We start from the raw sequence: 13,476 nt of genomic DNA, 5'->3' as shown, positions 1-13,476 counted from the left end.
TTCCTCGTTAGTCGTACTGCAGTTTGTCGCCTTCGATCTCGGGGGTTTCCCCACGTGCCAGTGCTTCGAGGCTCTCTTTCATGACGTCAGCGTCGGGCGGACACCCGGGGACGTAGACGTCCACGTCGATGTACTCGTCCAACGGTCGGGCGTCTTCGAGGAGTTTCGGAATGCCTTCGTCATCTCCGAAGGGCACCTCGCTCTCGTCGTCGGCCTCGCCCATGAAGGTCTCTTCGAGCATCTCGTCGCGATCCTGATAGTTTCGCAGGGACATGATGCCACGGAGTGCCGCACAGTCCCCCCAGGCGACGACGGTGTCACAGTGTTCCCGGAGTTCCTCGGCGACCTCGACGTTCTCCTCGTTGGTCACGACGCCCTCGGCGATGCCGATGTCGGCCTCCGGGACGCCTTTCTCGTCGACGATCATGTGGCTGGCGACGATGTCGACGTCCTCGACCAGATCCACGAGACCGTGGTCGATGTTCAGAAACTCCATGTGACAGCCCGAACAGCCGCCGAGACACACCGTCGCGACGGTCGTCCGGTCGTTGTCCTGGGCTTCCGCGTCAGTCTGTGCGCTCATGCGGCCACCTCCTGTAGTTCCGCGATGATCTCACGGTCGGAATCGATCTCCCCCCGCGGGTCGAGAACGCGCTCGACCGCGCGCTGGTCGTCGTCGGCGTCGACGGTCGTCCCCTCACGCTCGAACCAGTCCAGCGCGGGAAGGACGATATCGGCAATCTCCGTCAGCGCCGACTCACGAGTGGCCTGGACGATCACCGTCTCGGCCCCCCGGGCGAGTTCGATCTGACGGTCAAGATCCTCGCCACGGTCGTCGGCGGCCAACAGGTACGCGACCTCGGCGTCGGCTTCGAGGTCGTCAGTCGGGACGTCCGCGACCGCGCGGTTACGCCCCGGCCCGAGGCTGAGGACATCGTTGTCGCTGGTCGCCGCGAGTCCGAAGACGTCGACCATCGTCTCGGCGTCGTCGACATCCGGCCCGAGGACAAACGTCGCATCCCCGGACAGTTCCAGGGACACGTCGACGACATCCTCGATAGCCGCGTCCGCAAGCGCCTCGGTCCCCGCCTCGAAGACATCGGTCACCTGCTCGGTGACCGTCGCGGTCGGGGCATCGAGTTCGATCGAGTGATCCGCGAACCGTTCGAGGCGATCCGTCCCGTCGTCGATCGTAACCAGCGTCGTCTCGCCGTTGGCCGCCCGGCGGACGTAGGAAGCGACGACCGGATGGGTTTCGACGATCCCCGTGTCGTAGACGACCAACGTGTCGCTGTCCTCGATGTCGTGCAGCGAGTCGACGAGGAGATCGGCCGTCTCGACGTCGAGTTCCGCTTCGAGGGCCGCGAGGACGTCCGATTCGAGTGCGGCGCGTTCGGCCCCCGGAATCTCCACGCTGGCGTCGTATTCGGAAAGCGTCTCGGACAGCGCCTCCAGGGTCTCACGCGGCAGGCGATCGGAGGCGAACGCGTTGACGCCGTTGGCCTCGGTCAGGGCCGTCCTGGCACGGTCGATCGCGTCCGCGAGGTCGACCGTCTCGCCGTCAACCCGCGGCTCGGTGATCCGCTCGCGGCCGTCGGCGAGCAACTCAAAGCGCCCCATCTCACACAGCTGCCCCCCGGCCGGGCCGTCCTCGTTGCCCTCGATCTTGACGATCCGCCCGGAGTTAGTGAAGACCTCGAGCTCACAGCCGACCGAGCACTCGCTGCAGGTCGTCGTCTCGACCTCGCAGTCCCGTTCCCGGCCCTTGTAGGCGCTGAGTGGGCTGTACAGCGCGCCGGTCGGACACGCCTGGACGCATGACCCACAGGAGATACAACTTGACTCGCCAAGCGGGACGTCGTCGTCGGCGACGATCGTCGTCTCCCGGCCCCGGTTGCCGAAGTTCAGCGTCCCGTTGCCGACGATCTCGTCACAGGTCCGGATACACCGTCCACATCCGATGCACCGATCCAGATCCATCGTGACGTACTCGTTGGAGGTGTCCGGCTCGATATCGGGGTACTCCAGGGGAACGCGACTGCTGTCGAGGCCGGCGCGGTTGAACATGTCCTCGAGTTCGCAGTCGCCCTCCATCTCGCAGTACATGCAGTAGTGGTTCTGGTCGGCGAACATCATCTCCAGCATCGTTCGCCGGTGGTTCCATAGCTCGTCGGTGTCGACGGAGATGTCCATGCCGTCCTGGACGGCGGTCGTACACGCGGTCTCGTTGCGCTCGCCGTCGACCTCGACGAGGCACATCCGGCAGGCCCCAACGTTCGAGAGGTTCGCGTGCTCACACAGTGTCGGAATGTCGATACCGGCCTCCCGGGCCGCCTCCAGAATCGTCTGTCCATCGCGTGCCTGTACCTCCCGGCCGTCGATTTCGAGAGTGACGCCCGTCTCGGCCTCACTCTGGGTTGCCTTGCTCATGCTATCACGTCCTCATGTCGATGGCGTCGGTCGGACACGCCTCGACACACTGTCCACAGCCGACGCAGGTTTCCGGATCGATCGTGTGTGCCTCGCCGGTCTCCCCGGAGATGGCGTCGACCGGACAGACGTCGACACACTGTCCACAGCCGACACACTCCTGGGCGGCGATCTTGTACGTGCCCGCGTGATCCCCGCCGCCGATCTCGCACTCGCCGGCGGGACACTCGTCGTCGTAGATGTGGGCCTCGTACTCGTCCCGGAAGTGTTCGAGCGTGCTCAACACCGGGTTGGGCGCCGTCTGGCCCAGCCCACACAGGGAACTCTCGGCGATCGTCTCGCCGAGTTCCTCTAAGCGATCGATGTCGCCGGGTTCGCCCTCGCCGTTGGTGATGCGCTCGAGAATGCGCAACATCTTGTGGGTCCCGATCCGGCAGGGCGGACACTTGCCACAGGACTCGTCCTGGGTGAAATCGAGGAAAAAGCGCGCGACGTCGACCATACAGGTCTCGTCGTCCATCACTACGAGACCACCCGAGCCCAGCATCGCGCCGACCTCCTGGAGGGAGTCGAAGGTGACCGGCATGTCCAGGTGTTTCTCCGCGAGACACCCGCCGGAGGGCCCCCCGATCTGTACCGCCTTGAACTCCTTGTCGCCCTCGATACCGCCGGCGACGTCGAGGATCTCCTGGAGGGTCAGTCCCATCGGGATCTCCATCAGCCCCGTCGCCGAGCAGTCCCCGGAGACCGCGAAGGTCTTGGTACCGGGGCTGTCCTCGCTACCGTACTGTTTGAACCACTCGGCACCGTTGGTGATGATCAGCGGGACGTTAGCCAGGGTCTCGACGTTGTTGATCGTCGTGGGCTTGTCCTCGAGTCCGGACTGGGCGGGGTAGGGTGGACGCGGGGACGGCCGGCCGGCCCCGCCCTCGATGGAGGCCATCAGCGCCGTCTCCTCGCCACAGACGAACGCGCCGGCTCCCTTCTCGACCTCGAAGTCGAAGTCGAAGCCGGTGCCCATGATGTTCGTCCCGAGGTAGCCTTCCTCGTAGGCGTCCTCGATGGCCTGCTGGATGCGCTCGACCGCAAGCGGGTACTCCGCGCGGAGGTAGATGATCCCGTCGTTGGCACCGGTGGCGTAGCCGGCGATAACCATGCCCTCGATGACGCGGTGGGGATCGCCCTCGACCAGACACCGGTCCATGAACGCCCCGGGGTCGCCCTCGTCACAGTTGGCGATGACGTATTTCTCGCTGGCGTCTTCCTGGTGGGCAAACATCCACTTGTTGCCCGCCGGGAACCCGCCGCCACCACGACCACGGAGGCCGGCGTCCTGAACTTCCGCGTAGACGTCTTCGGGGTCCATCTCGGTGAGGACCGTCTGCATCGCCTCGTAGCCGCCGGTGGCCTCGTACTCCTCGACGCTCTCGGGGTCGATGCGCCCACAGTTGCCCAACGCCAGACGGCGCTGCTCGGAATAGAACGGGATGTCGTCGGTCCGGGACTGGCGTTTGCCGGTCTCGTCCTCGAAACAGAGGTCCTCGATGACCTCGCCGTTCCGGATCGTCTTCTCGACGATCTCTTCGACGTCGTCGACGTCGACCTGCGTGTAGAGGACGTTCATCGGGTCGATCCGGACGAGCGGGCCGAGCTCACAGAACCCGTGACAGCCACTCTTCTTCGGTTCGACACCGAGTTCCTCGTGATCGATATCGCCCTCGCTCCAGGAAAGAGCGACGTTGTCGGCCCCGGCGAGCGCGTCGATCTCCGCCCGGAGTGCCTCGTACACTTCGTCGGAGCCAGAGGACATACACCCGGTTCCCTGACAGACGACGACGCGGATCTGTCCGTCGACAGTGTCGATATCGGTCGGTCGCTGGAGTACTTCAGCCATGATCACTCACCTCGCTCGCTGTATTCCTCGATGATCGTCTCGGCGTCGTCAGGCTCGATCGGTCCGTGGACGTCGTCGTCGACGGTGACGACCGGCGCGAGCCCACACGCCCCGACACACCGGACGTGCTCGATCGTGAACTTCCCGTCGTCGGTGACCTCGTCGAGGCCGACGCCGAGTTCGTCCTGCAACTCGTCGGACACCGCATCGGCCCCCGCCACGTGACAGGCTGTGCCGGTACACACCCTGATGCTGTAGTCGCCCCGTGGCTCGAGGTGGAACTGCGAGTAGAACGAGGCCGTACTGTAAATGTCGGCGAGTGACTTCTCGCAGTGATGGGCGATCAGTTCGAACGCGAACTTCGGCAGGTAGCCGTATTCGTCCTGAACCTGTTGGAGTGCCGGGATGACACCGCGTTTCTCCGGGCGAACGTCCGTGAGTATCTCCTCGACCGTCTCGATCTCCTCGTCACAGACGTCCTCGACCCCGGCGTCGGCCGGAATGATGTCCGAATCGGCCCCGATTTCGGACTCCTCCGACTGCAACGATTGCTTGACGCGTTCTAGCGTTGCCATATAGGAGAGTCTTACCGGTACATCCTGTAAAGGAATGCACCGTATTCTCACTCCATGAAAACATATATGGTAGAATGTGATGGACTGGTCGCGATTCAAGATCCATCCGGGATGTTGGACGAGAGAAGCTATTCAGAGGGCACACGGATATTTGTTATGTGAACAGCTCCCAGGATTGAAGAATATTGGCAAACATAGCCACCGGTCGGGGGATACGGTCCGGACCCAAAAAAGATTAAGCGGGTGCCCCGAGAAGGAGGGACATGCCGCCGTCTCGCCGCGTTCTCGTGTTGGTGGGTCTGTTCGGAGCGATAGTCACGCTTGCGGTACTGACGCTGTGGAGTGTCTTCTGGACGGTCTTTTTTGCCATCACGGTGGCGTACGTCCTGTATCCGGTGCGGCGTCGACTGTCGGCCAGGGGGGTCGGCCCCCGAGTCGCCGCAGGCCTGAGTACGGCTGTCGCCTTTGTGGTGGCCCTGGGCGTGCTCACACCCCTCGGATACGCGGTATACGTTCGGCGGTCCGTCTTCTTCGAGCTGATCGAAAACCTTCCCGAGGAATTCTCCGTGACAGCGCTGGAAACGACGTATACGGTCGACCTGTCGACGATGATCCAGACGGCACAGCAACTGGCCGAGGACGTGGCGATCAGCGCGGCGAGTGCGGCACCAGCGCTCGCGTTGAAGTTCTTCCTGTTCGTTCTGCTGGTGTACGCGCTGTTGCTCAAACCGACCATGCCCGCACGGGCACTCCGTCGAACCGTTCCCGTCGAGTATCACGATATCGTCGAAGCGCTCCACGAACGACTCCAGGACACGCTCTTCGGGCTATACGTCCTCCAGGGGGCAACCGGTGTGGGGACGTTTCTGATTGCGCTGCCAGTGTTTTTCGTCCTCGGGTACGACGCGACGCTCACGCTCGCCGTTCTGAGCGGCGTGCTGCAGTTCGTGCCGATCATCGGGCCGAGCGTGTTGATCGGCGTGCTCGTCGTCACCGAAGTCCTCGCAGAGAACGTCACAGGGGCGATCCTCGTGGGGACGGTCGGGCTCGTGTTCGTCGCCGGTTTGCCGGACGTGCTCATCAGGCCGCGGCTCTCGGAAGTCGCCGCCGATCTGCCGGGGAGCCTCTACTTCATCGGGTTCACCGGCGGGATCCTCTCGACGGGGGCGATCGGGATCATCGCCGGACCGGTCGTGGTGGCGCTGCTCGCGGAATCGGTGGAACTGCTGGCATCGGAACAACACCCCGACGCCGAGGCCTGACGGCCGCAGGATCGAGAGTGACCTACTCGACAGTCTCGATCGGTTCGCCCGCAGCCTCCCACTCCGTCAAACTTCCCTCGTAGAAGGCAAGGTTCCCATAGCCAAGGTGCTGGAGAACGACGTAGGTGTGGCTGATCCGCCGGGCAGTATTGCAGTAGAGGACGATCCGGCTGTCGGGCGTGATCCCCTTCGGTTCGAGGATCGCCTCGATCTCCTCGCGTGGTTTGATCCCGCGCGTCTCGTCGTCGACGAGGTCCCGCCAGTCGAGCTGGACAGCGCCGGGGATGTGTCCCTCCTCGTACTCCCAGCGTTCCCGCGTGTCGACGATCACCGCGTCGGTGTCGATCGCCGCCGCGACGGCTTCGCGACCGACCAGCGTCGACTCGGCCGGTCGATCGACTTTGTACTCGGTAGGAGTTACATCGGGCACCTCGTCGGTCGTCGGGTGGTCGCGCTGCCAGGCGCTGAAGTCCCCGTCGAGCAGATGCAGCCGGTCGGGATCGTGGCCGTACAGCTCCGCAGTCACGAGAAACCGCGCGGCGAAGACGCCGTGGGTGTCGTCGTAGGCGACGATGTCGTCCTCGGGTGCGATCCCCGCATCCGACAGCAGGTTGGCGAAGACGTCCTCGCCGGGCAACATGCCGTCGTCGCCCTCGCTGGCCCGGAACGAGCCGAAAGGAATCGACACTGCACCGGGGAAGTGGCCGATGCCCTCGTACTCCCAGGCGTCCCGGACGTCGACGAGGCGGACATCCGACAGTCGATCGGCAAGCCAGTCTGTGGCGACGATATCGGTCATTACTGGCCATTCACTCGCGCGTGATTTGAACGTATGGACGCCACCCCCACCTGCCAGTGCTCGGAGATAGCGGAAACATTTGCATGTCGGGGGGACGCCCCAGCCGTCCCAGCGCGGGTTCGACGGGCGGGCATGGGTTCGTGTTCGACCGACGTATCGAGTACTGCCGCCAGACGGCAAGACCTGCCACTACGGGCGAGGAGTGGCCGTACCTGCCGATACGTCAGCAGCTTTATTAGTCCCGTGTGTAGGGTAGGATGCATCATGACTGAGTACGCAAACGACGTTCTCGTCTCCGCGGAATGGGTCGAGGACAACCTTTCGGAATTCGAAAGTGACGATCCGGCGCATCGACTGGTGGAAGTAGACGTCGACACCGAAGCATACGACGAGGCTCACGCCCCCGGCGCGATCGGGTTCAACTGGGAGAGTCAGCTCCAGGATCAGACGACTCGGGACATCCTGAGCAAGGAAGACTTCGAGGACCTGCTGGGTTCCCACGGCATCAGCGAGGACTCGACGGTCGTCCTCTACGGCGACAACTCCAACTGGTTTGCCGCCTACACCTACTGGCAGTTCAAGTACTACGGCCACGACGACGTGAAGCTGCTCGACGGCGGTCGCGAGTACTGGGTCGAGAACGACTATCCGACGACGGACGAGGAGCCTGACTTCTCGGCCGTCGAGTACGACGCAAGTGGGCCGCGAGAATCCATCCGTGCGTATCGCGAGGACGTCGAGAACGCCATCGAGCGTGGCCTGCCGCTGGTCGACGTTCGAAGCCCCGAGGAGTTCCGCGGCGACATCCTCGCGCCGCCGGGCCTCCAGGAGACCGCCCAGCGCGGCGGTCACGTCCCGGGTGCCCAGAACATCTCCTGGGCGGCCGTCACGAACGACGACGGCACGTTCAAGGACTTCGACGAGCTGGCAGAGCTCTATAGCGACTACGGCATCGACGGCGACTCCACGACGGTCGCCTACTGCCGGATCGGCGAGCGCTCCTCGGTCGCCTGGTTCGCCCTGCACGAGCTGCTGGGCTACGAGGACGCCATCAACTACGACGGCTCCTGGACCGAGTGGGGTAATTTGGTTGGTGCCCCGATAGAGAAGGGCGAGGCTGAGTGAACGCAGTGAACTCCGCCTCGAAGTGAGGCGGGGAACGAAGTGACCCGCCGAACAGGGCGAGGCTGAGTGACGCGAGGCCGAACGAAGTGAGGTCTCGGTATGCACGAGCGGTGAACGAAGAGAACCGCGAGTGAACGCAGTGAACTCCGCCTCGAAGTGAGGCAGGGAACGAAGTGACCCGCCGAACAGGGCAAGGCAGACGACTGACGCGAGACGCGACCGCAGGGAGCGTCTCGGTAGGAGCGAGCGGGCTTTTGGCCCGCGAGCAACGAAGTGAAGGAGTCCACCTCTAAGTGGGACGGGGAGTATCTGCGTCGATTCGCCATTGTCCAATCCAAGACGCAGCCGGTGATTCGGAGATCAAGCAGGGTAGAGCAGATGAGACACTTCGTTTTTGGTCACTTCATACCGTCCGAATGCGTCAAGATAATTCAGCGACACGTTAGGACGACGGACGGGACATGGATCGTCGTGGACACACATTCCGAGGAACAAGCCGTCTACATCTACGAGCAGTGAGTCCAGTGGATATTCGATCGAAAATCGACCGTTTTTGACGTGAGAGAGGGGAAAACAACTGTATCGGACAGCTTCGTGCCGGAAGTGGAACGAATACTCTTTCCATTCGGGGAACCTGGGCTCTCGCATGGCCGGAAAATCCGACTTCGGGCAAGAGCTCGAAACGCAGACGGACGCGTACCTCGATACCCTCAAGGACTGTCTCGGGTTGCTCCCACAGTTACTCGAAGAGTACGAGGCCGGTGAGGATTTCGAGGCGACCGTCGAGCGCATCGGCGAACTGGAGAGCGAGGGCGATACGATGATCCGCTCGATCATCAGTTCGATCACGAACTCCGACCCCGAGGACATGGGGCTGCTCAACACGCGGATCAACTACAACCAGTCGGGACTCATCGAGTTCTACAAGCAGGTCGACTCGCTGGCGAACGTCACCGAGCGCATCGCCGACGAGATCGCCATGATGCAGCCGCCGACTGACACGGAGTGTTACCAGGGACTGCGCGAGATGGCCGAACACGTCGCCGACATGACCGAAACCTTAGAGGAGGTCGTCGAGCGCTTCGTCCACGGCCTCGGGACGACCAGCGGCTCGGACACCCTCTACGACGAGATCAAGGCGATCCGGGACATGGAGAGCCGATGCGATTCGATCAAAAACGACGTCATCCGGACGGCCTTCGCCGACGAGGGGACCGCGGAGGCGCTGATGTACCGTGAACTCGCCATTCTCTTCGACGACCTCGCCAACACGATGGAGGACGTCACCGATCAGATTATCGTCATCGCGAGCGACGAGCCGGGGCTGGTCACCGAAGTCGATCCGAGCGAGGAATAGCACACCGAGACCGAGGGCGACTTTCGGCACGAACGGCCGCGACCATCGGTTTTTATCAGTCATGCACAAAAACTGCCAGCCGCATGACCGACGACAACCCGCTGGCGGATGCACGCGTTCGCAGGCTGATCGGCCTCTCCGGTGCTTTCGCACTCGCGGCCATCGCGATCTTCTTCCTCGACGGGACGATCCGGTGGGTCGTCCTCGGGATCGCCGTCCTCGACGCGATCGTGACGCCGTACATCCTTGGGTTGGCAGTCGAGAACGCTGAGGACGAAAGCGAAGAAGCGGCTGACGAATACGGCTTCTCGACGTGACTGCCGACACTACTCGCGCTCGGCGTCGAGCCGCGTGAGAACGCACTCAGTTGCGACTGCGAAGAGAGCTGCAGACCCAATCGAGCATCGAATCGGCGGTTCGCTCACCGGGAACTCGCTGAAAACCGCGGGTTGCCAGCACTCCTAGAATACGTGCAAGCCGTGTGCTTCTCGTCCGTGTTCGAGAAGGTCCTCCGTCGTCTCGAAGGACGCACCACAGCTACAGGTGTGATACCCCGACTGGGATTGCTGGCTTGTCGCCATACACAACAGTGAGAGTGGAACCGTAATAATTGTTTATGTAGGTTTGTTACCGATGCACATACGTCATGGTATCCAGTCACAATATGTCGTGACCAGCGAGAAATTCACGAATTTCGATAGAGGCTGGACTATCTCCTCAGAAAACCCCACGTTCGTTTGATTGTATTTGTGTCCGGGATCACCGTCGACTCGACGCTGGCGTCGAAGCTGGAGATGATAGTTCTTATAGCCGGCCTCGGCCAATCATTCCCAATGACAGTCTTCGGAATCGTGGGGCTGCCGGGCAGCGGGAAGAGCGAGGCCGCGGCGGTGGCCCGCGAGCTGGACGTGCCGGTCGTCACGATGGGCGACGTGATCCGGGGGGCGTGTCGCGACCGCGGACTCGACCCGGCGACCCACCACGGCGAGGTGGCGAAGGCACTCCGGGCGGAGAACGGCCCCGCCGCCATCGCCGAGGCGTCGCTCCCCCACATCGAGGACGGACTCGAAGACAGCGAGCACGTCGTCGTCGACGGGATCCGGTCGGACGTCGAAGTCGAACGCTTCCAGGCGGCCTTCGGCGAGGAGTTCCTGCTCGTCAGCGTCGAAGCGCCCTACGAAATCCGGGCCAACCGGCTCGACCTCCGCGGCCGGGATGCGAGCGTCGAGGACGGCGGCGAGAGCCTGCAAGACCGCGACGAGCGCGAACTTGGTTTCGGTATGGGCGAGGCGATGGAGATGGCCGACGTCACGATCACGAACACCGGAAGCCTCGCGGACTTCCAGGAGCGCATTGAGACACTATTGACCGACGGCCCGTCGGCGCTGGCCGACGACGAGCGTATCGAACTCGCGGAGGGAAACGCATGAGCGAAGTCTACAGCGTCGACGTCGAGATCACGGCCCCGGTCTACGACACCGAGGTGACCGACCGGGTCGCCGACGCGATCACGAACGTCTTCCCGAACGCCGACGTCGAGCAGCGACCCGGCGAACTCCACGCTGAGACCCACGATCTAGCGCACTTTTCGGAACTCCTCCACCGGCGGGAAATCCTCGACACCGCTCGGGGCGTGTTCTTCGACACGCTGCAGGGCGATCGATTCAGCTTCACCCTGAAGAAACAGGCCGCTTTCGAGGGCGTCGTGACGTTCTCGGTCGGCGAACCCGACGAACTCGGCGAGATCCACGTCAGCGTCCGGGTGGCAGAGCCAGACGTGGAGTCGTTCATCGACCACATCGCACCGCCGACCCAGGACGGCCGGCCGATCGATCCCGAGAGTGAGTGAAGCACGCGGTCGAGAGTGTTATCGCAGAATTCGCAAGGGAGTTGTCGTCGATTGAAACTATCCCCGTGCAGTTGATCCGTCGCCACCGGGCGTTCAGCGTGAATCGCCGTTCCCACAGGGGTTTTCCACCTTGGTCGGCGAGACCGAGATCCGGGCGTTCGGGTCCTCCGACAGACTTCCGACCCGTACTTCGGCACCGAGACAGCCGGGGTCTGCCTGTCTGTCCTCATAGTAGGTGGCGTAGTCCTCCTGGGAGAACGTATACTCGCGATACTCGGCTTCGAGATCGCCCGATTCGTCGATGTGGGCCGCCCGGACTGTGTACTGGGACTGCGTGTGTGACCACGACGGGTCGATCATCGTCCAATCTGAGTCGTCTTCCGAATCGAGCGCACCTAGAGAGACGTCCTCGGTGACGAGTGTTTCACCGTCACGTTCCACGACGACGCGAACCCGGTTCGGGACGCGCGAGGAGTTCATAACTGTGATTTTCCCCAAGACGGTTCCCTTGTCGCCGGATCCGAGAATCGACGAACATCCCGCAAGCGCCAGACTACCCACTGCCGGTAGACTCCCGAGAACGTGTCGACGGTTCATTACGTCGGTCTTGAATCGGCTGTCACATGTTTTTTTTTGGTCGAATATGGTGATGGTGTTCAGATAAGAGTCCAAACTGGAGACAACGCACCGAAAGCCCTCGCGGGGCTCGACCTTTCATCCACCAGGCACGTGGACGGTCTCACAGTCCGACTCCTGGCGGATGAAAGGGCGAGTGCAGTTCCGGGAACCCCGGCGAAGTAAGGACCGCAACGTAGTGAGGACCGCAACGAGCCGCGGGACCGGAACTGCACGAGGGCTTTCGGTGTCTGCACTCCAGCGGCCAGTGCTTATCTGAACACTACCAATATGGTGACGATTCCATTCAGAATACCTGAATCCGGACAGCAGGACGTCCCTATCGCGTCGTGGAGGGGATCGAAGAAGCAAAGAACGATTGTGAGTGGCATCGTACGACGCCGCATGTCGACGGCCATCTACTTCGATCTGGACGGCACCTTGCTCACGTTCGAAGAGCCATACGAGACGATCGTCGAAGATGTCTTGGCCGGGCACGTTCCCGATCCCGCCGCCGCGAGCGAGCGGTTCCTCGCGACGTTCGGCGAGCACTTCGACGCACTCGAAGCCGACCCCTATCGGGCCGGGATGGCGACCGTCTGTGAGCACGCGGAAGTCGACGCCCAAGCGGACGAGCTGGTCGAGGCCCTCCGCGAGGCCGAGTGTGAGCGCACGCAGGTCAGCGAGGACGCTCGCGCAAGCCTCGATGCGCTCGGCGAAGCGAACGCGCTGGGCGTGTTGACTGACGGCGTCGCCGACTTTCAGCGCGCCAAGCTGGACCATCACGGTTTGCTCGATCACTTCGAGACCGTCATCGCCTCGTACGACATCGGCGCGCACAAGCCCGACGCGGCGATGTTCGACCGCGCACGCGAGGCGATCGAGGCCGAGCGCTACGTCATGGTCGGGGACAGCGACGCCGATATCGAAGGTGCCCGCGCGGCCGGGTTCACGCCCGTCCGTGTCGAGCGTGGCGAGGACGTGCCGGACTTCTGGACGACATTGCGGGCGCTGGCCTGAGCGATGTCGAAAGCTACACCAGCACCTGGACGACGACGAACAGCACCACCACCCCCAGCACGTCACAGACGTTCGTGACGACGGGGATCACCACGTCGTCGGGGTCGAGTTCCAGCCGGTAGGCGACGTACGTCGCCACGACGGTCACCGCGACGGCCAGCACCGACAGCACCGCGCCGCTGGTGACGGCGACAGCCAGCACCGTCGTCACCGGGAGCGAGGGGCCGCCGGTGAGGACGCCCAGTCCCCAGGCACCGACGCCGATCACCGGAAAGACCGTCAGCGCGAGCGCGACCGTGGCGAGGGCGTTGCCCAGCAATCGATCGTCGTCGACGGCAAAGGAGAGCGTCCCGAGGTGAAACGCCGTCGAGAGTCGCGCGGCGAGGATCGATCCGAGGTTGCCCGCCGTGCCGATGGTGACGGGCACGAGAATCAGGAGGGATGGATAGGCCAGCAGATCGGCCTCGAAGGTTTCCAGGACGAGTCCGCTACCGATCTCGATCGTGGTCAACACGAGCAAGACCGGTAACATCGCCCGCGTGATCGCCCG

The 13,476-nt window shown here is 63.2% G+C and carries 14 protein-coding genes; 7 read left to right on the top strand and 7 right to left on the bottom strand.

Annotated elements, in window-relative coordinates:
* Nucleotides 1–7 precede the first annotated feature (7 nt).
* From SVXhr_RS13580 to SVXhr_RS13565, 4 genes are read right to left on the bottom strand one after another with little or no spacing between them, the layout of a single operon-like run.
* A complete protein-coding gene (locus SVXhr_RS13580; protein ID WP_275737929.1) occupies nucleotides 8–583 on the bottom strand; it encodes an NADH:ubiquinone oxidoreductase in 576 nt (191 codons plus the stop codon).
* Nucleotides 580–2,430, bottom strand: coding sequence for a 2Fe-2S iron-sulfur cluster-binding protein (locus tag SVXhr_RS13575; RefSeq protein ID WP_275737927.1), 1,851 nt, complete (start codon nucleotides 2,428–2,430; stop codon nucleotides 580–582). Before SVXhr_RS13575 ends, SVXhr_RS13580 begins: the two co-directional genes overlap by 4 nt.
* 4 nt (nucleotides 2,431–2,434) lie before the next feature.
* Nucleotides 2,435–4,324 (bottom strand): NADH-ubiquinone oxidoreductase-F iron-sulfur binding region domain-containing protein, encoded by a 1,890-nt coding sequence (locus SVXhr_RS13570; RefSeq protein WP_275737925.1) that lies wholly within the window; start codon nucleotides 4,322–4,324, stop codon nucleotides 2,435–2,437.
* Between the two features lie 2 nt (nucleotides 4,325–4,326).
* The gene (locus tag SVXhr_RS13565; protein ID WP_275737923.1) at nucleotides 4,327–4,899 is read right to left on the bottom strand and encodes an NAD(P)H-dependent oxidoreductase subunit E; all 573 of its coding nucleotides are present in this window, start codon (nucleotides 4,897–4,899) and stop codon (nucleotides 4,327–4,329) included.
* Between the two features lie 263 nt (nucleotides 4,900–5,162).
* Between SVXhr_RS13565 and SVXhr_RS13560 the strand changes: the two genes are divergently transcribed.
* Complete coding sequence (locus SVXhr_RS13560) at nucleotides 5,163–6,161, top strand: AI-2E family transporter (protein WP_275737921.1); 999 nt, start codon at nucleotides 5,163–5,165, stop codon at nucleotides 6,159–6,161.
* A 22-nt stretch (nucleotides 6,162–6,183) separates the two neighbouring features.
* On the opposite strand, the gene SVXhr_RS13555 is transcribed toward SVXhr_RS13560, so the two are convergent.
* Entirely contained in the window at nucleotides 6,184–6,960 is a 777-nt protein-coding gene (locus SVXhr_RS13555) for a rhodanese-like domain-containing protein (RefSeq protein ID WP_275737919.1), read from the bottom strand.
* Between the two features lie 264 nt (nucleotides 6,961–7,224).
* Between SVXhr_RS13555 and SVXhr_RS13550 the strand changes: the two genes are divergently transcribed.
* The 5 genes from SVXhr_RS13550 (at nucleotide 7,225) to SVXhr_RS13530 (ending at nucleotide 11,291) form a co-directional block, all read left to right on the top strand.
* Nucleotides 7,225–8,085 (top strand): sulfurtransferase, encoded by an 861-nt coding sequence (locus SVXhr_RS13550; protein ID WP_275737917.1) that lies wholly within the window; start codon nucleotides 7,225–7,227, stop codon nucleotides 8,083–8,085.
* Between the two features lie 646 nt (nucleotides 8,086–8,731).
* Nucleotides 8,732–9,442 (top strand): DUF47 family protein, encoded by a 711-nt coding sequence (locus SVXhr_RS13545; RefSeq protein ID WP_275737915.1) that lies wholly within the window; start codon nucleotides 8,732–8,734, stop codon nucleotides 9,440–9,442.
* A gap of 83 nt (nucleotides 9,443–9,525) precedes the next feature.
* A complete protein-coding gene (locus SVXhr_RS13540; RefSeq protein ID WP_275737913.1) occupies nucleotides 9,526–9,759 on the top strand; it encodes a hypothetical protein in 234 nt (77 codons plus the stop codon).
* Nucleotides 9,760–10,275: 516 nt separating this feature from the next.
* Nucleotides 10,276–10,872 carry an AAA family ATPase gene (locus SVXhr_RS13535; RefSeq protein ID WP_275737911.1) on the top strand — a complete coding sequence of 199 codons (597 nt, stop codon included), beginning with the start codon at nucleotides 10,276–10,278 and terminating at the stop codon, nucleotides 10,870–10,872.
* Entirely contained in the window at nucleotides 10,869–11,291 is a 423-nt protein-coding gene (locus tag SVXhr_RS13530; RefSeq protein ID WP_275737909.1) for an RNA-binding domain-containing protein, read from the top strand. Before SVXhr_RS13535 ends, SVXhr_RS13530 begins: the two co-directional genes overlap by 4 nt.
* A 93-nt stretch (nucleotides 11,292–11,384) precedes the next feature.
* Here SVXhr_RS13530 and SVXhr_RS13525 read toward each other — a convergent pair whose 3' ends face one another.
* Nucleotides 11,385–11,888 carry a hypothetical protein gene (locus tag SVXhr_RS13525; protein WP_275737907.1) on the bottom strand — a complete coding sequence of 168 codons (504 nt, stop codon included), beginning with the start codon at nucleotides 11,886–11,888 and terminating at the stop codon, nucleotides 11,385–11,387.
* Between the two features lie 423 nt (nucleotides 11,889–12,311).
* Here SVXhr_RS13525 and SVXhr_RS13520 point away from each other — a divergent pair, with 423 nt between their 5' ends.
* Nucleotides 12,312–12,926, top strand: coding sequence for an HAD family hydrolase (locus SVXhr_RS13520; protein WP_275737905.1), 615 nt, complete (start codon nucleotides 12,312–12,314; stop codon nucleotides 12,924–12,926).
* Nucleotides 12,927–12,939: 13 nt separating this feature from the next.
* On the opposite strand, the gene SVXhr_RS13515 is transcribed toward SVXhr_RS13520, so the two are convergent.
* Nucleotides 12,940–13,458, bottom strand: coding sequence for a magnesium transporter (locus SVXhr_RS13515; protein WP_275740954.1), 519 nt, complete (start codon nucleotides 13,456–13,458; stop codon nucleotides 12,940–12,942).
* Nucleotides 13,459–13,476 lie beyond the last annotated feature (18 nt).

The organism is Halorhabdus sp. SVX81 (assembly GCF_029207715.1).
Classification (GTDB): domain Archaea; phylum Halobacteriota; class Halobacteria; order Halobacteriales; family Haloarculaceae; genus Halorhabdus.
The sequence above is the reverse complement of the archived record's forward strand: the minus strand, read 5'-3'. Positions and strand labels throughout refer to the sequence as shown.